The 19,078-nt window shown below is 63.2% G+C and carries 20 protein-coding genes and 1 pseudogene; 14 read left to right on the top strand and 7 right to left on the bottom strand.

Annotated elements, in window-relative coordinates; all coding sequences use genetic code 11:
• Positions 1 to 152: 152 nt before the first annotated feature.
• From NZ849_RS08265 to NZ849_RS08255, 3 genes are all read left to right on the top strand, one after another.
• Positions 153 to 347, top strand: coding sequence for a hypothetical protein (locus NZ849_RS08265; RefSeq protein WP_295406021.1), 195 nt, complete (start codon positions 153 to 155; stop codon positions 345 to 347).
• Between the two features lie 359 nt (positions 348 to 706).
• Positions 707 to 1,132, top strand: coding sequence for a LuxR C-terminal-related transcriptional regulator (locus tag NZ849_RS08260; protein ID WP_295406019.1), 426 nt, complete (start codon positions 707 to 709; stop codon positions 1,130 to 1,132).
• Positions 1,133 to 1,142: 10 nt separating this feature from the next.
• On the top strand, positions 1,143 to 2,162 hold the full coding sequence (locus tag NZ849_RS08255; protein WP_295406016.1) for a low specificity L-threonine aldolase: 1,020 nt from the start codon (positions 1,143 to 1,145) through the stop codon (positions 2,160 to 2,162).
• A gap of 3 nt (positions 2,163 to 2,165) precedes the next feature.
• Here the strand turns inward: NZ849_RS08255 and NZ849_RS08250 are convergent, their stop codons facing one another.
• Entirely contained in the window at positions 2,166 to 2,360 is a 195-nt protein-coding gene (locus NZ849_RS08250; protein ID WP_295386798.1) for a hypothetical protein, read from the bottom strand.
• Positions 2,361 to 2,394: 34 nt separating this feature from the next.
• The gene (locus NZ849_RS08245) at positions 2,395 to 3,075 is read right to left on the bottom strand and encodes a glycerophosphodiester phosphodiesterase (RefSeq protein ID WP_295386796.1); all 681 of its coding nucleotides are present in this window, start codon (positions 3,073 to 3,075) and stop codon (positions 2,395 to 2,397) included.
• A gap of 82 nt (positions 3,076 to 3,157) precedes the next feature.
• Here NZ849_RS08245 and NZ849_RS08240 point away from each other — a divergent pair, with 82 nt between their 5' ends.
• The 3 genes from NZ849_RS08240 to NZ849_RS08230 are packed head-to-tail and all read left to right on the top strand — an operon-like array spanning position 3,158 to position 6,292.
• Complete coding sequence (locus NZ849_RS08240) at positions 3,158 to 3,886, top strand: hypothetical protein (RefSeq protein WP_295406014.1); 729 nt, start codon at positions 3,158 to 3,160, stop codon at positions 3,884 to 3,886.
• 25 nt (positions 3,887 to 3,911) lie between these two features.
• A complete protein-coding gene (locus NZ849_RS08235; protein ID WP_295386361.1) occupies positions 3,912 to 4,256 on the top strand; it encodes a ComEA family DNA-binding protein in 345 nt (114 codons plus the stop codon).
• Positions 4,253 to 6,292, top strand: a complete 2,040-nt coding sequence (locus tag NZ849_RS08230; protein ID WP_295406011.1) for a DNA internalization-related competence protein ComEC/Rec2 — start codon at positions 4,253 to 4,255, stop codon at positions 6,290 to 6,292. The genes NZ849_RS08235 and NZ849_RS08230 overlap by 4 nt, the downstream gene beginning before the upstream one ends.
• On the opposite strand, the gene NZ849_RS08225 is transcribed toward NZ849_RS08230, so the two are convergent.
• The 4 genes from NZ849_RS08225 to mnmG are packed head-to-tail and all read right to left on the bottom strand — an operon-like array spanning position 6,289 to position 10,408.
• On the bottom strand, positions 6,289 to 7,104 hold the full coding sequence (locus NZ849_RS08225) for a ParB/RepB/Spo0J family partition protein (RefSeq protein WP_295386356.1): 816 nt from the start codon (positions 7,102 to 7,104) through the stop codon (positions 6,289 to 6,291). The genes NZ849_RS08230 and NZ849_RS08225 overlap by 4 nt on opposite strands.
• A complete protein-coding gene (locus NZ849_RS08220) occupies positions 7,088 to 7,837 on the bottom strand; it encodes a ParA family protein (protein WP_295386353.1) in 750 nt (249 codons plus the stop codon). The genes NZ849_RS08225 and NZ849_RS08220 overlap by 17 nt, the downstream gene beginning before the upstream one ends.
• A 7-nt stretch (positions 7,838 to 7,844) precedes the next feature.
• On the bottom strand, positions 7,845 to 8,570 hold the full coding sequence (gene rsmG, locus NZ849_RS08215; RefSeq protein WP_295406009.1) for a 16S rRNA (guanine(527)-N(7))-methyltransferase RsmG: 726 nt from the start codon (positions 8,568 to 8,570) through the stop codon (positions 7,845 to 7,847).
• Positions 8,571 to 8,605: 35 nt separating this feature from the next.
• Positions 8,606 to 10,408: a tRNA uridine-5-carboxymethylaminomethyl(34) synthesis enzyme MnmG gene (gene mnmG, locus NZ849_RS08210; RefSeq protein ID WP_295406007.1), complete on the bottom strand. Its 1,803-nt coding sequence runs from the start codon at positions 10,406 to 10,408 to the stop codon at positions 8,606 to 8,608.
• Between the two features lie 123 nt (positions 10,409 to 10,531).
• Here mnmG and dnaA point away from each other — a divergent pair, with 123 nt between their 5' ends.
• The 7 genes from dnaA to NZ849_RS08175 all read left to right on the top strand — a co-directional run bounded on the left by dnaA (position 10,532) and on the right by NZ849_RS08175 (position 17,760).
• Positions 10,532 to 11,851, top strand: coding sequence for a chromosomal replication initiator protein DnaA (gene dnaA, locus NZ849_RS08205; protein ID WP_295386347.1), 1,320 nt, complete (start codon positions 10,532 to 10,534; stop codon positions 11,849 to 11,851).
• Positions 11,852 to 12,268: 417 nt separating this feature from the next.
• On the top strand, positions 12,269 to 13,354 hold the full coding sequence (gene dnaN, locus NZ849_RS08200; RefSeq protein ID WP_295386344.1) for a DNA polymerase III subunit beta: 1,086 nt from the start codon (positions 12,269 to 12,271) through the stop codon (positions 13,352 to 13,354).
• Between the two features lie 73 nt (positions 13,355 to 13,427).
• Entirely contained in the window at positions 13,428 to 14,726 is a 1,299-nt protein-coding gene (eno, locus tag NZ849_RS08195; protein WP_295386341.1) for a phosphopyruvate hydratase, read from the top strand.
• Between the two features lie 3 nt (positions 14,727 to 14,729).
• The gene (gene pyk, locus NZ849_RS08190; RefSeq protein ID WP_295386338.1) at positions 14,730 to 16,154 is read left to right on the top strand and encodes a pyruvate kinase; all 1,425 of its coding nucleotides are present in this window, start codon (positions 14,730 to 14,732) and stop codon (positions 16,152 to 16,154) included.
• Between the two features lie 88 nt (positions 16,155 to 16,242).
• Positions 16,243 to 16,650, top strand: coding sequence for a hypothetical protein (locus tag NZ849_RS08185; protein WP_295386336.1), 408 nt, complete (start codon positions 16,243 to 16,245; stop codon positions 16,648 to 16,650).
• 17 nt (positions 16,651 to 16,667) lie between these two features.
• Positions 16,668 to 17,243, top strand: a complete 576-nt coding sequence (locus NZ849_RS08180; protein WP_295386333.1) for a chromate transporter — start codon at positions 16,668 to 16,670, stop codon at positions 17,241 to 17,243.
• A complete protein-coding gene (locus tag NZ849_RS08175) occupies positions 17,236 to 17,760 on the top strand; it encodes a chromate transporter (RefSeq protein WP_295406005.1) in 525 nt (174 codons plus the stop codon). The genes NZ849_RS08180 and NZ849_RS08175 overlap by 8 nt, the downstream gene beginning before the upstream one ends.
• An 80-nt stretch (positions 17,761 to 17,840) precedes the next feature.
• On the opposite strand, the gene NZ849_RS08170 is transcribed toward NZ849_RS08175, so the two are convergent.
• Complete coding sequence (locus tag NZ849_RS08170; protein WP_295406003.1) at positions 17,841 to 18,680, bottom strand: DegV family protein; 840 nt, start codon at positions 18,678 to 18,680, stop codon at positions 17,841 to 17,843.
• 160 nt (positions 18,681 to 18,840) lie between these two features.
• On the opposite strand from NZ849_RS08170, the pseudogene NZ849_RS08165 reads away from it, so the two are divergent.
• Positions 18,841 to 19,078, top strand: a pseudogene (locus NZ849_RS08165) (phosphoglycerate dehydrogenase); the annotation flags it as partial.

Raw genomic sequence — 19,078 nt, 5'->3', positions numbered from 1 at the left:
CCTAGCTCGAGCCGATGACAGATGTCATGCGCGGGGCCTGACAGCCCACACTACCCCGCCGCGGGCCCTGGGGGCAGACTTAGGGCATAGCGGAAGCGGTGGGCCTGAAGCAGCTTCGCCTGCGGGCTTCGTCGCTGCCGCACCTGACGGGGGTGTCGCGGCTGGAGCAGAGCGGGGATACCTTCACCCTCCACACCCCCGATACCGACGCACTGGTGCGCGAGCTGGTCAGAAAAGAAGTGGACTTCAGCGGGCTCGAGGTGCGTCCGTCGAGCCTCGAGGAAGCCTTCCTGAGCTTGACCAAAGGAGCGCCGCATGAGACTGGTCTTAGCCCACACCAGAGCTAGCTTCCTGGAGCTTATTCGCCTGCCCGCCTACTGGGTTCCCTCGTTGCTGTTCCCGGCTATGTTCTTCCTGTTCTTCGCCGCTCCCATTGCCGATGTCCAGCGAGCGCCCACCCTGCTGGCCTCGTACCTGGTGTTTGCGGTGCTAGGGGTGGTGATGTTTCAGTTTGGGGTGGGCACTGCCACCGAGCGGGCCAGCAGCTTCAACCTCTTCGAGCGCACGCTGCTCCTGCCCCCGCTGGCCCGCATCGGAGCCCGTGTCCTGACCGGGCTGCTCTTTACGGCCATGGCCGGCGCGGTGCCGGTGGTGGCGGCTTACCTGTCCACCCCGGTTCGGCTGGAGTGGGCAGCCTGGGCGCGCCTTGGGCTTCGCCTTTGTCTCGGCCATGGTCTTCGTGCCGCTGGTAGGGGCTTTGGGCCTCCTCGAGGCCGAGCGGCGCCGCTACCAGGAACAGCTTCTTGCGGCCCAGGAGGAAAACCGCCGCCTGGCGGCCTTAGCCGAGCGCGAGCGCATTGCCCGCGACCTGCACGATCTTTTGGGCCACACCCTGACCCTCATCAGCCGCAAGGCCGAGCTGGCCGCCCGGCTGGCCAGGGTAGACCCCCTCTCCGAGCGGGAGCGGGCGGTGTTGCGGCGGGCCGCCCTGGGCCAGACCAGCGAGATTGCCGCCGCGCTGGGCCTCTCCGAGGGCACGGTGCGCAACTACCTCTCCGAGGCCATCGGCAAGCTAGGGGCCGCCAACCGCATCGAGGCGGCCCGGATTGCCCGGGAGAAGGGCTTCATATAGCATAGGGGCCGTGCGCATCGTAGACCTCCGCTCCGACACCGTGACCAAGCCCACCCCCGCCATGCGCCGGGCCATGGCCGAGGCCGAGGTGGGCGACGATGTCTACGGCGAAGACCCCACGGTGAACCGCCTGGAGGCCCTGGCCGCCGAGCTATTGGGCTTCGAGACAGCCCTCTTCATGCCCAGCGGCACCATGACCAACCAGGTGGCCCTGCTGCTCCACCTGAAGCGCGGCCAGGAGGTGATTGCCCCCCAAGGGGCCCACATCTACGAGTACGAGCCAGGTTCCTTAGCGGTGCTCTCGGGCGGCACCATCCGGCTGGTGGAGGCCCCCTACGGGGTGCCCGACCCCGAGGCGGTGCGGGAGGCCATCCACACCTCGGTGCACCAGGCCCCCACCGGCCTCATCGCCCTGGAGAACACCCACAACACCGCCGGGGGCACGGTGGTGCCCTTAGAAACCCAGCAGGCCATCCAGCAGGTGGCCCGGGAGGCCGGCCTGCCCACCCACCTGGACGGGGCCCGGCTCTTCAACGCGGCGGCGGCGCTGGGGGTGGAAGCGGCCAGGTTGGCGCAGGGCTTCACCACTGTCTCGATCTGCCTCTCCAAGGGCCTGGGGGCCCCAGTGGGCTCGCTTTTGCTGATGCCCAAGGAACTGCGGGCCGAGGCCTGGCGCTACCGCAAGCTCCTCGGGGGCGGGATGCGGCAGGCCGGGGTGCTGGCTGCGGCAGGCATCCTGGCCCTCACCGAGGGGCCCAAGCACCTTCCCCGCGACCACCAAATGGCCCGGGCCCTGGCCGAGGGGTTGCTGCGGCTGAACCTCGAGGTTGACCTCCGGGCCGTGCAGACCAACATGGTCTACGCTCGGGTACCCCAGGCCCCCGCTTTCGTCCAGCGTCTGCGGGAGCTGGGGGTGCTGGCCAACGCCATGGGACCTAGCCGGGTGCGCTTCGTGACGCACCGCGACCTTCTGGACGAGGAGATCCCACTGGCGCTCAGGCGGATCGAGCAGGCCCTTCAAGTAGCCTAGGCCCTATTCCTTCCACTCCTCCACGGTCTTGTACTGCACCAAGGCCGCGTAGGTGGTCTGGCTTCCGCTGCTGCTGGTGGAAAACTTTATGTCCACCAGGATGGCCTCTTCGGGCAACCCCTCGATGAACCGGTTGAGCCTCTCCTGGAAAACGTCCGGGTCAGCGGCAACAATCAGCTTGACGTACACCCCTTGCATGGCCACAGCCTACCTCAGCCCAACCCACGTTTATTCAGGAACGGGCGGCCATAAGCTCCGAAGGCAGGTCGCCGATGACCCCGTCCACCCCCCAGGCCAACAGCTCACGCACCACTCGAGCCTGGTTGACCGTCCAGGCAACCACAAAAAACCCACGCGCTTTGAGCTCCTCTACCCTCTTCCGGCCCAGCAGGGCGTAGTGGGGATGGACACCCCGCACCGGCAGGCAGGGCAGAAGGGCCTCTACCTCCGGCAGGTGATACAGAAGGGCCAACGGGACCTCAACCCCCAGGCGGTGGAGGCGAATAAGGGCCAGGGGGTCGAAGCTGCTCACCCAAGCCCGTTCGCGTCCCTCCCATTCCCTCAGCGCTCGAGCCAGCGCCTCTTCCCGCCCGTCGGACTCCCCAGGCTGGCTCTTCAGCTCCAGGTTGAGCCAAGCCCTCGGATAACCCTCAACCAGCTCAAAGACCTCCTCGAGCCGGGGCATCCAGGGAGCCTCTTGCCTGAGCTCCGGCCACCTCCACTCCACCAGGGGCCGCCCTGCGAAGTCAAAATCGTGGTACACCGCCAAAACCCCGTCGCGGGTGCGGTGCAGGTCAAGCTCCAGGCCATCCAATCCCGCCTCCAGGGCAAGGCGAAAGGCCTCGAGGGTGTTTTCCCGGGCCTCCTTGGGGGAGCCACGGTGGCCAAGCAGAAGCGGCTTCAAGAATCGCACCTTTTCCTCCTGTGGCAGGCCACCCGGCCATTCTACGCGAAAAAACGCGGGTACGGGCAGAGGATTGGTGTAGACTCAAAACATGGGCAAATACGACGACCGCCTTGCTAGGCTAGATCAGGCCGAAATTGTTGCCCGTCTGGAGGGTGCCGGGGGGCTTTTGGCTTTCTCAAGCCGGGAGCTCCACTACCTAGACGACACCTCCACCCAAAGCGCGCGGCTTTCCGAGATCAAGCGCATCAGCACAAACAAGCAAACCGGCAACATAGAGGTGATGGGAAGCGAGGGCTTGCTGATGAGCTTTCCATCCTTCCTCTTCCAGAAGGAGGAGCTTCGAATTTTTCTGGAGTCCCTGAGAAACCAGGTTCTAAAAGCCAAGTCCGAGCCCGCGCAACCCCTCGAGCCCCCTCCTCCTGCAGAAGAAGCGTCCCCTCCTGCTCCCTCCATCCCCGTGCAAGCACCCCCTCCTCCGCAGCCCCAGGAGCAAATCCACCTTGCTGAACCCCCAAAGACCCTTCCCGACGAACCCGGTGATCCACCCTGGGCTCCCACAGCCAGACCTGGGCCTGCAACCGCGCTCTCCCCCACTCCCCCTCCACAAAGCGAATCTCCCCCGATGCCCACCAAGCCCAGCACGACGGGGCGCGCCATCCCCATCTTGCTCAAGCTCTCCGCTCTGCTCACCGCAGCCGTAACCGCGGGGTACCTGGTGGTCCACATGGGCACCACCGATATCTGGATTCCCCTTGGGGTAACTGCCATAGGGCTGGCCCTCTCGCTCATCCAGTGGCGGCTTTCCGAACCCCTCTGAGGCAAAAAGCAACGGTTGGTTTCCCGTGGAACGTTGGCTCAGCCTAGCCTATGTGGGCGCGGTTTTGCTCCTGGGTCTGATAAACCTTTGGCCCCGGCTTACCACCCAGTTCGCCCCTGTTCAGGCCAACCAGAACCCCTCGAGCGAACCCCCGGCTGTACTCCAGCCTGGCCCTGTCCGGCCGCCGGTGGCCAGAGTAAACCTCAACACTGCTAGCCAGGCAGAGATAGAAAGCCTTCCCGGGGTGGGACCCACCCTGGCCCAGAGAATCATCGAGAACCGCCCCTACCGCTCTGTAGAGGAGCTGGAACGGGTCAGGGGCATCGGCCCGAAGCTCATCGAGCGGCTTAGACCCTTGGTTGTGCCGTGATACCCTACGCCCTAGGCCTAGGAGCCCTGATGGGGGCCCTCACCCAGCTCTCCCCTTGGTGGTTCCTCGGCCTTCTAGGGGGGCTCTTACTCCCCCACAGGGCCCGCTGGGCAGGCCTGGCTGCCTACGGGCTGGTGGTGCTCCACCTGAGCCTGCTTCAGGACCCCTGGAGGGACCAAATCGGGGCGTGGGTGCGCCTGGAAGGGCACCTGCACGAGGGTTTTCTGCACACCCCCAAAGGAAGGGTGTACGTGCGCCACTTCCCCCCTTTGAAGGAGGGCCGCTACGTCCTGGAGGGCCACCTCCTGCGCCCCCAGGGCCGGCGCAACCCCGGCGGGTTCGACCAGGGCACCTGGCTGCGCGGGCTGGGGGTTTCCGCTGTGCTGCAGGCCCGAAAGGTGGTGCGCTTTGAGCCCGCTAGACGGGAGCCAAGGGACTGGTTTAGGCAACAGCTCACTGTAGGCCTTTCCCCCCCGGCTGCCGCGCTTGTAGCTGCCCTGACCCTAGGTGAACGACGCGACCTGGGGAGCACCTACGAGGAGTTCCAGCGAGCTGGGCTGGCCCATGCCTTGGCCCTCTCGGGGTTGCACGTGGGGATTCTAGCTGCCTTCTTCGTACTGGTGCTTTACAGGCTGGGACCATGGCGCTACCTGGCAGCGCTCGGCTTGCTGCTGTTCTACCTCTGGCTGGTGGGGCCTCAACCCTCCCTGGTGCGCGCAGTAATTATGGCCGGGGTAGTGCTCGTAGGGTTGTTCCTCGGTCGGGGAAAGGCGGGGTTGCTGCCTGCCCTGGCGCTGGCCCTCTTTATTCACCTTTCCCTAGAGCCCCATGTGATCTTCAGCCTTTCAGCGCAACTTTCCTACCTGGCCGTGCTGGGGATCGCCTTGGTGCTACCCCGCTTGCCCCGCCTCTCTGGATGGCGGCAGTGGCTTTGGGCCTCCCTCAGCATCACCCTGGCCGCCCAGGTCCTCATCCTCCCGCTCCTGCTGCACCATTTCCACCAACTCCCCCTGATCTCCCCCCTGGCCAACCTGCTGGTGCTGCCCTTGCTCAACCTGTTGGTCCCTTTGGGCTTCCTCAAGCTGCTGACGGGAAGCCTCCTGGCCGCTCCCACCGAAGCTCTCAGCAACCTGACCCTGGGGCTGGTGGGGTGGCTGTCCGAGGGCCCCCAGCTTCGCTGGGGCGAGATTGGCCCGGTAGGGTTCGCCCTTTACTACCTAGGCATCCTCCCGCTGGTACTCGGCCTTTACGGCAAGGTGCAGTGGCCTAAAGCCTTGGGGCTGGCAGCCACCACAGCTTTGGTCTCCCTGGCCTCCCAGTATCCCAGCCGGGCCGAGCTCTGGCAGCTCGATGTGGGTCAGGGAGACGCCACCTTGGTGCGGCTGCCCGGAGGGGTGGAAGTCTTGGTGGACGGGGGGCGGGGGTGGGCCTACCCCACCCTGGCGAGGGCCTTGCGGGCTTTAGGGGTAGACGAGATTGACCTCCTAGTTGCCACCCACCCAGACGGGGACCACGTGGAGGCCCTGCTCCAGGTGATACAAAACTTCCCGGTGGGGCTACTGGTGATGGGCCCTAAGGCCGCGGGGAACCCCCTGGACGAGGCCCTGAGAAAGACCGCCCAGTCACACCGCGTCCCCATCCTGGAGGCCAAGGCAGGAACCCACCTCAGCATCGCGCGGGCCCACCTGCGCTTTCTCGGCCCGCAGGGCGACGAGGTCGAGGACAACCAACGAAGCCTGGTCTTCATCCTTCAGTATGGCCAAAGGAAGGTCCTCTTTACCGGAGATGCCCCGACCTCCTCAGAAGCCCGCTGGCCGGCCGAGGAGGTAGATATCCTCAAGGTGGGCCATCACGGCTCCGAAAGCAGCACCGGCGAGGCCCTACTCGCTGCGTTCCAGCCGAAAATCGCTCTTATCGGCGTAGGCAACAACCCCTACGGCCACCCCACCCGAGCGGTGCTGGAACGGCTACACCGCCACGGCGTGAAGATACGGCGAACTGATCTGGAGGGAGCCATTCGCATTGAGCTCCGCTAGGCCTCGTACCCCAAGGCCTGCAGAATGGCCGTAAGCTGCTCCTCCGAGTGGTAGCTGATCTCAATCCGGCCCCGAGAGGGGTGGGTAAAGCGCACCTTGGTGCCCAACCGGTGCGAGAGCTGTCGGGCTATGTCGGCGTAGGGCTCCCCCATGGTGGGGCGGGGGGAGGCCTGCGAGCGCTCCTTCAGGCGTTCAGTCTCGCGAACACTGAGCTGCTTGGAGAGCACCTCGGAGAGCCCCCAGTTGCGCAAAGGCTCAGGGAGCATCAGGAGGGCTCGAGCGTGCCCCGCCGTGATCCTATTTTCCTCCAGCGCCCGAAGAATCTCGGGGGTAAGTTGGAGGAGCCGAAGGGCATTGGTAATGGTGACCCGGGCCTTTCCCACCGCTTTTGCAATCTCCTCTTGGGTCATGCCCATCTCCGCCAACCGCCTGTACCCCTCGGCCTCCTCCACCGGGTTGAGGTCCTCCCGCTGGAGGTTTTCAATCAGGGCTATCTCCAAAGCCTCCCGATCCCCGATGTCTTTTATGAGAACCGGTACCTCGCGCAAACCCACCATCTGACAAGCCCGGTAGCGGCGCTCCCCTGCCACCAGCTCGTACATATCCCCTTTAGGCCGCACCAACAGAGGTTGGAGCAGCCCCTTTTCCCTGATGGAAGCCGCCAGCTCCTCCAGGGCCACCGGGTCGAACTTGCGGCGGGGCTGGGTGGGGTTGGGCTTAATCAAGGCTAGAGGGAGCTTGGTGAGGGCGGCAGGGGTCTTGGGAAGCAAGGCCTCCAATCCCCGGCCCAAACCGCTAGGCCTCCTGGACACGGCGCATCACCTCCTCGGCTAGGCGGCGGTAGGCATGGGCCCCGCTACTGGTGGGGGCGTACTGCCCTATGTCCTGACCGTAGCTGGGGGCCTCGGCCAGCCGGACGTTTCTGGGGATTACTGTCCAGAAGACCTTATCCCCCAAATTTCCACGGATGTTGCTCTCCACCTGCTGGGACAGCAGGGTACGGGGATCGTACATGGTAATCAGCACTCCCAGCAGCCGCAGGGAGGGGTTGAAGCTCGAGCGTACCTGGTCCACAGTTTCCATCAGTCCAGCCAACCCTTCCAGTGCGTAGTACTCGGCCTGCACGGGAACAATGAGCCCTTCTGAGGCGACGAGGACGTTCAGGGTAAGGGCTCCCAGGCTTGGAGGGGCGTCCATCAAAATCAGGTCATAAGCGGCCTCCAAAGGGCGCAGTACCTCGGCCAGACGGCCGGGATGCTCAACAAGCTCAGCCGTGGCCCCTACCAAGTCGGGGCTCGAGGGAAGCAGGTCAAGACCCTGGGCCACGCCCACCACTGCCTCATGAACTCCAGCTCCCCCCACCAGAACGGTGTAGGCGTTTTTCTCTGAAGGGCCCTGTCCCAACCCCGAGGTCGCGTTCATCTGAGGATCGAGGTCCACCAGGAGAACCCTCTGGCCCGCCCGGGCCAGGTAGGCCGCTAGGTTTATAGCGGTGGTGGTCTTCCCTACCCCCCCTTTCTGGTTCACGATCCCAACTCGCTTCACGCCCCTCTTAGGATAACGGATTCTTGGCCGGCACACCCACCCTGCGGGGGTACTCCTTTGGGGTCGGGCGGCGCTTCCTCAACACCACTAGCCTGCGGGCCTCCCCACCAACCGGAAGTGAGAGGGATAGAACCTCCTCCAGGACCCCCCCCAGCTTCTCCAGGGCACCCTTGGAGTGACCCAGCTCCCCCTCTACCTCGGGCCCTTTCTGGAGCAGGACGAATCCACCTACTCGAACCAGCGGCAGGGTTAGCTCAGCCACCACCGGTAAGGAAGAGACCGCCCGCGCTACCGCCACATGGAATGTTTCACGTTTTACACCTTGGGCCAGCTCCTCCGCCCGCCCCCAAAGGGCCTCGGCATTGCGCAAGCTCAGTCCCTCTACCGCGGAAGCCACAAAACGAACCTTCTTCCGGGTGGCGTCCAGAAGGCAGAAACGCAGATCGGGTCGCACAATTGCCAGAGGTAGCCCCGGAAACCCAGCCCCTGTACCCACATCCACCACCTCCATCCCGCTCACAAAGCCCGGGTAGAGCAAGCAGGTCAGGGAGTCCACGAAGTGCTTCAGGATTATGCCCCGTTCATCACGAACGGAGGTCAGGTTCATTCGCTGGTTGGCCTCCACAAGCATCCTGTAAAAGCGTGCAAAACGCGGCATGTGGGGCCCCAGGTCTAGGCCAAGCTCCCTCCCGGCTCCAAGCAAGAGCTCAGCGCCCTCTGGACTCATCCTCATGGGAGATCCGTTTGTAAAACGTGAAACATCCCCACCTAGGCCACCGCACGGACCAGGTAGACCAGAAGAGCGGTGATGTCAGAGTCGCGAACCCCGGGAACCCGCGCCGCCTCCGCCAGCGAGCGGGGCTTCACCCGACCGAGCTTTTCCGCCGCCTCCTTGGAGAGGCTGGGCACCCGGCTGTAGTCCAGGTACTCGGGCAGGTGGTAGCTCTCGAGCTCCCTCAACCTCTCCCGGAGCCGGGCCTGCCGTTCTATGTACCCTGCGTATTTGGCCCTCAGCTCCACCTGATAGGCCTCTGCTGAATCCAGCGGTACCTCAGGGGGCCCAACGCGCTTCAGCAATTGGGCGTAGTCCACCTCTGGTCGGCGCAGGTACTGAAGGGCAGAAACCCCCTCCAGGCGCAGCCGCTCCAGGCGCGCCAGCTCGCGCTGGACCCGGTCGTACTTGGCCCGCACCCGCTCCAGGTCCTCATGCGGACGCAACCCCCACTCCACCGCCAGCGGGACCAGCCGCTCATCCGCATTGTCCGCCCGACACAAAAGACGCAGCTCAACCCTAGAGGTCATCATCCGATAGGGCTCGTCTACCCCCCGGCGCACCAGGTCATCTACCATGACCCCTATGTAGCCCGTTTCCCGAGAGAGGAAGACCTCGGGGAGGCCCTTCGCATACCGCGCCGCGTTCAAACCTGCCAGAAGCCCTTGGGCCGCAGCCTCCTCATAACCAGAGGTTCCATTGAGCTGGCCTGCGGTGAAAAGACCCGGCAACTTGCGCGATTGCAGCCCCGGGGTGAGCTCGAGAGGGTCCACCGCATCGTACTCCACCGCGTAGGCGTAGCGCTGGATCACCGCACGCTCGAACCCCGGTAGGCTCCGCACCATCTCCACCTGGAGTTCTGGCGGCAGGGAAGAGCTGAAACCTTGCAGGTACAGCTCGCTGGTCTGAAGGCCATCTGGTTCAACGAACAGAAGGTGGGTCTCCTTGTCGGAAAAGCGCACCACCTTGTCCTCAATCGAGGGGCAGTAGCGCGGGCCGATCCCCTCTATGCCTCCCCCATACAGCGGGGAGAGGTGGAGGTTTTCCCGAATCAAGCGGTGGGTTAGCTCGGTGGTACGGGTCTGCCAGGTGGGGCGGGCAGTGGCGTGGGGCCCCGGGATACCGGTGAAGGTTCCCGGTGGGTCGTCGGGAGGGACCAGCTCGAGCCGGCCGTAGTCCACCGAGTCGGCCTGAATGCGGGGGGGGGTTCCGGTCTTGAAACGCAACAACCGGTGGCCCACAGCACGCAGGCTTTGGGAAAGGAAGCGTGCCGGCGGCTCCCCCTGACGCCCCGCAGGCCGCGAGCGCCGCCCGTACCAGACCACCCCTTGGAGGAAGGTCCCACTGGCCACCACCACCGCCCGGGACGAAAACCGGCGGCCATCCACGGTTTCCACCCCGCGCAAAACCCCTTCCTCCACCCAAAGCGCCGCTACCTCAGCCCGCACCACTTCGATGCCCGGGTGGGCCAGCAACACCCGCTGGGCTTCCAGGGCGTAGGCGTCCCGGTCCACCTGAACCCGCAGGCTCTGCACCGCGGGTCCTTTAGAGCGGTTGAGAACCCGGGTGTGGATCGCCGTGGCGTCCGCTAGGCGGCCCATCAGCCCCCCTAGGGCCTCAACCTCCGCCACAAGCTGGCTCTTCCCTGGCCCTCCCACCGCGGGGTTGCAAGGCATCAGGCCAATCCGCTCAGGGTTGGAGGTCACCAGCCCTACCCTAACCCCGAGCCGAGCAGCCGCCCAGGCCGCCTCAATTCCCGCGTGCCCACCACCTACCACAACAACATCAAACTCGGCCATTCCAAACCCCTGACTCCGCATTGTAGCGCACCCAGCCCACCCCCGGAAAAACCCCTCCGGGGTCCTCCCCGTTGGGGGGGACTCGAGTAAAATGTTCAAACTGAATCGGGGGAGGGAGTGGTCTTGACCCACACGACGGTTTGGCAAAACGTCCTGGAATACGTGCGCCAAAGCATCACCGAGGTGGAGTACCACACTTGGTTTGAGAAGATTCAGCCCCTAGGGGTGGTCAATGGCTCGCTCGAGCTCGGCGTACCCACCAGCTTCTTCAAAGGGTGGATTGAGGACCACTACGCTGAGCTGCTCACCGAAGCCCTGACCCGCCTGGGCGCGCAAACCCCCCGCTTCGAACTCAAAGTTATTCCAGGAAAGGCAGTTCAGGAAGACATCTTCTCCGCAGCCAACTCTCCCAGACCTCAAGGACCCCGGGTCCGCCTAAACCCCAAGTACACCTTCGAGAACTTCGTGGTAGGGCAGAACAATAACCTGGCCCACGCTGCCGCGGTGGCGGTAGCCGAGTCCCCGGGGAACGCCTACAACCCCCTTTTCATCTACGGAGGGGTAGGGCTGGGAAAAACACACCTGATGCACGCAGTGGGCCACTCAGTGGCCCAGCGGTTCCCCGACAAAAAAATTGAGTACGTCTCTACCGAGACCTTTACCAACGAGCTGATCAACGCCATACGCGAAGATCGCATGACCGAGTTCCGGGACCGCTACCGCTCAGTGGACCTGCTCCTGGTGGACGACGTGCAGTTCATCGCGGGAAAGGAGCGCACCCAGGAGGAATTCTTCCACACCTTCAACGCCCTCTATGAGGCCCGCAAGCAGATCATTCTCTCCTCCGACCGGCCCCCTAAGGACATCCTCACCCTAGAGGCAAGGTTGCGCAGCCGCTTTGAGTGGGGCCTGATTACCGACATCCAGCCCCCCGACCTGGAGACCCGGGTGGCCATCCTCAAGATGAACTCCGAGTACCGCAACATGCGGGTGCCCGAGGAGGTGCTGGAGTACATCGCCCGCAAGATTACCTCCAACATCCGCGAGCTCGAGGGCGCCCTGATGCGGGTGATCGCCTACGCCTCCCTCAACGGCGTTCCGCTCAGCAAAGGGGTGGCCGCAAAAGCCCTCTCCGATGTATTTGCCGCCACCGAAAACGCCTTGGCCCCGGAGGACATCCTAAGGGCAGTAGCCGAGTACTACGGGCTCAGAGCGGAGGAGATCCGGGGAATGGGCCGCCGCAAGGAGGTGGTCATCCCCCGGCAGGTGGCGATGTACCTTATCCGCGAATTGACCCATGCTTCCCTGCCTGAGATAGGTCAGTTTTTCGACGGCCGCGACCACACCACAGTCCTCTACGCCATCCAGAAGATTCAGGAAAGCAGCGAAAGCGACCCCAGCCTACAACAAGCCCTCAAGAGCATTCGCGAGCGGCTGCGGTAGCAACCCTGCACCTCTACGCGGAAAACCAAATGGGCAGCTGGGGTTCGTTGGCTTGCTTATTAACACCTGTGGATAAGTTTGTGGATAACCTGTGGACAACCCTGTGGATAAGCCTGTGGACAAACAACGCGCCGCTGGGCCTGTGGATAACCAGCCTCTTTATCCACAACTTATCCACAGCTTATCCACAGGTGCCGGGGAACTTATCCACATGCAGAATTCCGATAAAAAGGGGACTCTCCGGGGGTTTTCCACATATCCACAGGCCCTACTACTACTACTGCTCTCTTTTTAATTTTTAAACCCCAGTAGTCTTCTTTTTAAAAGGCGTCCGGTTTTTCAAACCTTGCCCTCAACCTCCGCAGGGTTGCTAGAATATCCTGGCCCAACTGGGGTCCACCCCTTATGGAGGCCAGCTTGAAAGTCCATATCCCCAAGCGCACCTTAGCCGAAGGGCTCTCCGTCCTCGAGCGGATCATTCCCAGCCGTAGCTCCAACCCTGTCCTGACCTACCTGCCTATTGAGCTTTCGGAAGGGGCACTCGTCCTTCGGGGTACCAACGGCGAAGTGGACCTGGAGGTTAAGCTACCTGCCGAGACAGAGGGCCTGGGTCAGGTCTTGGTGCCGGCCCAGACCTTCTTCCAAATCGTTCGCAGTGCACCAGGTGATCTGGTAGAACTAGTCTTTGGGGAAGGAGAACAGCTGGAACTTCACTCGGGGGCTTTCAGCACCCAGCTTTCGACCACAAGCCCTGAGGGTTACCCAGAACTCCTTTTCGCTTCCGATGAGGGCGGGCGGATTGGGGCAGCCCAGCTAGCGCAGGCCATTACCCGGGTTCGCTACGCGGCCAGCACCGAAGAGTACCGGGCTATATTCCGAGGGGTGCAGATCGAGATGTCACCTCAAGGCCTGCGCACTGTAGCCTCGGACGGCTTCCGACTGGCCCGCTATGACCTGCCCATGGAGCTTCCCAGCCGGAAGTTGGTGGTGCCTGCAAAGAGCGCAGACGAGATTGTGCGGGTCTTCAAGGACAAAGAGGAAGAGCTGGTCTTTTCGGTGAGGGAGGGCAGCCTGACCCTAAGGGGAGACTCGTTGCGGATGTCGGTCAAGCTGATGGAGGGGGAGTTCCCCGATTACGAGCGAGTTATCCCTCAGAGCTTCGTGCTAGAGGCTTTGCTGAAGGCTGAGGCCTTCCGGGAGAGCCTGAGGCGGGTGGCTGTACTGTCCGACCGCAACAACCATCGCGTTAACCTGCTCTTTAGCCAGGAGAGGCTGACAATTGATGCCGAGGGCGACTACGGGCGGGGAAGAGAGGAACTACCCCTTCGCTCCACGGGGGAACCACAGCTCATGGTGGCCTACAATGCCCAGTACCTGATTGACGCCCTGGGTCCCGTCGAGGGAGAGGTGCGCGTGCGGCTTTCAGGCCCCACCAGCCCCACCCTTCTGCAAGCGGTGGAGGACGAGGGTTACCTGGCGGTGGTGGTTCCCCTCAGGGTCTGACCTTGGTCCGGTCGCGGCGCTGGGGTGTAGACTCATAATCGGCTCTAGAAGGGTTTCCAGGCGAGGAGGAAGGATGACCACGATTGTAGAAGTGAAAGGGCGCGAGGTGCTCGATTCCAGGGGAAACCCCACGGTGGAAGCAGAGGTGGTGTTGGAGTCAGGGGCGAGGGGAAGGGCCATGGTGCCATCTGGGGCTTCCACCGGCGCCCATGAGGCGGTGGAATTACGCGATGGGGGGCCTCGCTTTGGCGGGAAGGGGGTTTTGCGGGCAGTGGCCGCCATCAATGAGCGCATCGCTGAAGAGGTGACCGGAATGGATGCCCTGGAGCAGGAGGCGGTGGATCGGGCCATGCTCGAGCTCGATGGAACCCCCAACAAGGGCTCCTTAGGGGCCAACGCCATCCTGGCGGTTTCTCTGGCAACTGCCCACGCCGCCGCTGCCGCTTTGGGCCTGCCCCTTTACCGCTACCTGGGGGGAATTCAGGGGGTGACCCTGCCGGTGCCCCTCATGAACGTAATCAACGGGGGAAAGCATGCCGACAACAACGTGGACTTTCAGGAGTTCATGCTGGTGCCGGGAGGACTTCCCAGCTTTAGTGAGGCTCTGCGGGCCGGGGTGGAAACCTTCCATGCCCTAAAGTCCGTTCTCAAGGCTAGGGGATACGACACCAACGTGGGGGACGAGGGGGGGTTCGCCCCCAACCTAAAGTCAAACGAGGAGGCGGTGGAGGTTCTCCTCACCGCTATAGAAAAAGCCGGCTACAAACCTGGTGAGGAGATCGCCTTGGCCTTGGACCCGGCCAGCTCTGAGTTCTACCAGGACGGAAAATACGTGCTGAAGGCTGACGGCAAGGTTTTGTCAGGGCCAGAGATGGTGGCCTACTGGGAGAGCTGGGTCAGGCAGTACCCTATCGTCTCCATAGAGGATGGTCTGGCCGAGGACGATTGGGAGAACTGGGGGCTCCTCACTGAGCGGCTGGGAGGCCGTGTGCAGCTTGTGGGGGACGACCTCTTTGTGACCAATCCTTCTATTCTCCGACGGGGAATCGAGCGGGGGGTGGCCAACTCCATTTTGGTCAAGGTCAACCAAATCGGCACCCTGAGCGAAACCCTCGAGGCCGTCCGCCTGGCCCAGCGTTCGGGTTACACCGTGGTGCTCTCCCATCGCTCGGGGGAGACGGAAGACAGCACCATTGCCGATCTGGCGGTGGCGGTCAATGCTGGACAGATTAAAACCGGCTCGGCCAGCCGCTCGGACCGCCTAGCCAAGTACAACCAGCTCCTGCGGATTGAGGAAGAGCTGGGGGTGGGGGCACGGTTCTTGGGTTTCGCGACCTTTAGAGGGCAGCGCTGGCCCCGTGTTTTAGGATAGGAAATGGGACTTACCAAGCGCACCAAAATTGTGGCCACTCTGGGGCCTGCTTCGCGCTCGCCGGAGATGATTCTGGCCCTGATAGAGGCTGGCGTGGACGTGTTTCGCCTGAACTTCTCCCACGGCTCCCCCGAGGAGCACCGCCGCTCGGTGGCGATGATCCGGGAAGCCTCAGCGAAGTTGGGGCGCACCATCGCCGTTTTGCAGGACCTGCGGGGGCCTAAAATCCGCTGCGGCCAGTTTCGAGGAGGGGCGGTGGAGCTACAGGCCGGCCAGCGCTTCACCATCACCGCTGATCCGGTGGAGGGAGACGAAACCCGGGTATCCACCACCTACCGTGGCCTGCCCAACGATGTTCAGCCCGGGCAGATACTCCTTCTGGACGACGGGAACATCCGGTTGCGGGTGGAGGAGGTACGCCAAAACGATATTCACACTACCGTGCTCGTTGGGGGCAAGCTGTCCGACAACAAGGGCATCAACATTCCCGGAGCCGACCTCTCCATCCCAGCCCTGACCGACAAGGACATAGAGGACATTGCCCTGGGGGCTGAGCTGGAGATGGACTGGGTGGCGATTAGCTTTGTGAGGAGCCGGGACGACCTCCTTTTGGCCCGTCACTACCTGACCCGCTACAACTCCCGTGCCCGCTTGATGGCCAAGATTGAGAAGCCCAGCGCCGTGGCCCGTTTCGACGAGATTCTGGAGGAAGCCGACGGGATTATGGTGGCCCGGGGTGACCTGGGGGTGGAGATGCCGTTGGAGGAGGTTCCGGCCGTGCAAAAGCGCATCATCCTGAAGGCAGTACAGGCCGGCAAGGCGGTGGTCACCGCCACCCAGATGCTGGAGTCCATGGTCAGGAACCCTATTCCCACCAGGGCTGAGGCTTCCGACGTGGCCAACGCCATCTTCGATGGGACCGATGCCATAATGCTCTCGGCGGAGACGGCCACGGGGATGTACCCGGTGGAGGCGGTCTCCTTCATGACCCGTGTCGCTAAGACCATCGAGGCCACCCAGGAGTATCAGGACCGCCTGAACGCCCTTCGACCCCCGCCCAACCGCACCGTGCAGGATGCCATTGCCCGGGCGGTCGACGATGTGGTGGAGTCTACGGGGGCCAAGGCGATTGTGGTCTTCACCGCCACTGGGGGGGCCGCGCGGAGGGTGGCCCGCACCCGCCCCCCAGTGCCCATCCTGGCGCTGACGCCCAACCCCTACGTGCGCAACCAGCTTGCGCTGGTCTCGGATGTGCTGCCTCTTTTGGCGCCGGACCCCAAGGACACCGACGATATGGTTCAGATTGCGGTGGAAAAGGCTAAGGAAACCGGTCTGGTGGAGGTAGGGGAGTATGTGGTGATTGTCGCTGGGGTGCCCTTTGGGGTGCGGGGCACTACCAACATGATCCGGGTGGAGCGGGTGAGCTAGGCGCCCCGAGTGGCCCCGCCCGCGCTTTCAGCCTCTTGTGGGCCTGTGCCCTTTGGGGAAGCCTCGAGCTGGGCTAGACTGGCCTTGGATGGAGCTGCCTCTTCCGGTTTACCTCATCGGGCTGCGGGGCCTGCTGGTGTTGTTGGTTCTGCTTTTGCTGGGGATTTCTTTTTTCGTAAACCTGCCGCTCCTGTTGCGGGAGCCAGCCCCTTGGCAGATACGTTTTTTCCGCCTTACCGCAGGGGCGGCGGTGGTTGCTTTTGTAGCAGAGCTACTGGTGCGCACCTTCTTCATGGGGGGAGTTGGTAGGTTGCACGCGGTGTACGGGCTTTTGGCGACCAGTATCCTTTGGTTCGTGAGTGGGCTGGGAGAGGGGGGATGGTTTCGCAGGAGCCTTACCCGCCCCCCTGAGAGGGTAGGTCCCTATTTCTTTTGGGCCAGCCTGGTGGGGGTTCTGCTCTGGTGGCGCTTCATTGAGACGGGTATAGGACGCTAGGCTGTATGATTCCTGGCGTGAGGGTGCCGTTGTTTGAGCTGTTCCTGGCCTTTTTGCAAGTCGGGTTGGTGGCTTTTGGGGGCGGGGGGAATGCTCAGCTCTACCAGGCGCTGGTACTCAAGCGGGGCTGGATGGGGGAGCGGGAGTTTTTGGAGACCACTGCTTTGGTGAGGATTTTGCCGGGGCCGATTTTTGCTAACGCCGCGGCTCACTTGGGCATGCGCTTGGGGGGGCTCATGGGTGCGGTTCTGGCCCTGGTTGGGGTGCTGGCGCCAGGGAGTCTTCTGATGCTCCTCTTGAGTTTTGCCTACTTCCGTTTCGGAGCTGTTCCTGGGTCGCTGGCCGAGAGCGCCTTAGACGGGGTGGCGGCGGCTGCCATAGGCCTCATCCTGGCGACCATGGTGCGCCAGGCCCCCGTTGCCCTAGACTCTCTCAAGGCAACGGTTCTAGCCGTGGGGGTTTTCGTTACCTACGGGATTTTGCATTGGCCGCTGCTGTTGGTGTTGCTCGTTCACGTTCCCGTGGGGGTAAGCCTTTACTGGAGGGAAGCTGCCCATCCGTGGGGTGAAGTAGAGGTGCCCCCTCATGGATGAGGTTTTGCAGGTTTTTCTGACCTTTCTGCGCCTTGGTGCTCTGAGCTTTGGTGGGGGTATGGCCAACCTGCCGGAGATGGCGCGAGTTCTCATTGCCAAGGGTTGGGTCACGCAACAGGAGTTCGCCGATGGGTTCGCCCTAGGGCAGTTTGTCCCGGGGCCCAACATGCTGGCGGTGGTGTTTTACGGCTTGTCAGCGGCGGGCCTCCCCGGGGTCTTGGCGGCCTTGTTCGGCATGTTCCTCCCCGGAGCGGTAGGGGCTATATGGCTGGTGAAGGGTTGGCAGTGGATGGCCCGCTCCCGGTGGAGCCGGGCCCTGAGGAAAGCCCTGGTACCAATAGCCATGGGGCTTAGCGCGAGCATGGTGTTGATTCTGGTCCAGCTGGGGGTGGACGGGGCGGCGTGGTTGCTGGGGGTGAGCGTGGCCGCCTTGCTCATCCACCGCGGTGTGCCTGTGGTCTGGGTGATGGGTGGAGGGGCCGTGTTGGGGGTTTTGGTGGGTCTGGTTTTAGCCTAGGGCCCCTGGTTTGCCGGCTGTGGTGCTGGAGTTTTAGCTCACCGTACCGCTGAGCTGGGCTTTGGCTGGAAGCGGGGCCCTCAAAGGCTGTATGCATAGAAGCCCACCACCCCTGGGCCAGTATGGGTGGAGATGACCCCTCCAATGCGGCGGGTATCCCGTTCCTCCAAGGGTAGACCCGCGGCCTGCACAGCGGTTTTGAAGGCGGAAAGGTCTTCTTCGCCCGAGTTGTAGAGGTAGTAGATGCGGATTTTCTGGCGGCCTGAGGACCATGCCTTGAGTGCTTCTACCATCTCGGCTAGGGCCTTTTTCTCCCCCCGTGCTCTCCCAGCAGCCTCCACCCGGCCTTCTTTCAAGGTGAGGATGGGCTTGATACCCAGAAGTCCGCCCAGAAGGGCCTGGGCTCCCCCAATCCGGCCGTTTTTCTTCAGATACTCCAGGGTGGAGAGGGTAAACCGCACGATGTGGTCGGCCCGGATGCGCTCGAGCTCCACCAAGACCTGGCCCAGGTCGGCCCCCTGGTCGAGAAGCTCTTTGGCCCGCTCCACCATCATCCCAATGCCCATGCTGGCCGCTTGAGTATCAAAGATGGTGATCTTGCCAGGGAATTCCTGGCTGGCGAGCTGGGCCGACTGGACCGTGCCCGACAGCTTTGAGGAGATGTGTATGGAAAGGACATGGTCGGCCCTTCGTAAAGCCCGCTCGTAGGCGGCCTTGAAGTCGGCGGGAGAGGGTTGGCTGGTGCTGGGCATCTCAGCCCCAGCCCGCACCCCTTCGAAGATGTCATCAGGGGTAATCTCAACCCAGTCTTTATGGATTTTCCCCTTGAAGTTGACGTAAAGCGGCACCACTTCCACGCCCATCTCAGCGGCGCGGGATTGCAGGTCGGAGGTGGAGTCGGTTACGATGGCTATCCTCATCAGCAGTCTCCTTCTTTGCGCAAAGCGCCAGGACCTGGGTCGCCCTGGTTCGTATCCGTGCCGTAAGTCTAGCACAGGGTTTGCGCTTCTGGCTTGTGCTGGGTGGGGCAAGGTGATAAGGTTGGGGCGAAAGCCGGGAGGGAACCCCGGCCAATTCGCTATGTGGAAAATCCTTGTTACCGATGAGATGCGCCTAGGCGAGGTGAAACATCCGGAGGTGCGGCTCGACTACAGGCCGGGCATGGCTCGGGAGGAGATTCTGGAGGTCATTGGCCGGTACGATGCCCTCATTACCCGAAGCCGCACGCGGGTAGACGCAGAGTTGCTGGAAGCTGGGGTTAACCTCAGGGTGGTCGGCCGGGGTGGGGTGGGGGTGGACAACGTGGACCTCGAGGCCG

This window comes from Meiothermus sp., from assembly GCF_025060375.1.
In the GTDB taxonomy this organism is placed as follows: Bacteria; Deinococcota; Deinococci; order Deinococcales; family Thermaceae; genus Meiothermus.
Note: the sequence above shows the minus strand (reverse complement) of the source record. Positions and strands in the feature narration are given on the sequence as shown.

Bases quoted from the DNA above. Each gene is read 5' to 3' on its own strand.
- NZ849_RS08185 (WP_295386336.1), top strand. From the start codon at position 16,243: ATGGAGCTGCCTCTTCCGGTTTACCTCATCGGGCTGCGGGGCCTGCTG.
- mnmG (WP_295406007.1), bottom strand. From the start codon at position 10,408: ATGGCCGAGTTTGATGTTGTTGTGGTAGGTGGTGGGCACGCGGGAATT.
- NZ849_RS08175 (WP_295406005.1), top strand. From the start codon at position 17,236: ATGGATGAGGTTTTGCAGGTTTTTCTGACCTTTCTGCGCCTTGGTGCT.
- NZ849_RS08170 (WP_295406003.1), bottom strand. From the start codon at position 18,680: ATGAGGATAGCCATCGTAACCGACTCCACCTCCGACCTGCAATCCCGC.
- NZ849_RS08250 (WP_295386798.1), bottom strand. From the start codon at position 2,360: ATGCAAGGGGTGTACGTCAAGCTGATTGTTGCCGCTGACCCGGACGTT.
- eno (WP_295386341.1), top strand. From the start codon at position 13,428: ATGACCACGATTGTAGAAGTGAAAGGGCGCGAGGTGCTCGATTCCAGG.
- rsmG (WP_295406009.1), bottom strand. From the start codon at position 8,570: ATGAGGATGAGTCCAGAGGGCGCTGAGCTCTTGCTTGGAGCCGGGAGG.
- NZ849_RS08240 (WP_295406014.1), top strand. From the start codon at position 3,158: ATGGGCAAATACGACGACCGCCTTGCTAGGCTAGATCAGGCCGAAATT.
- pyk (WP_295386338.1), top strand. From the start codon at position 14,730: ATGGGACTTACCAAGCGCACCAAAATTGTGGCCACTCTGGGGCCTGCT.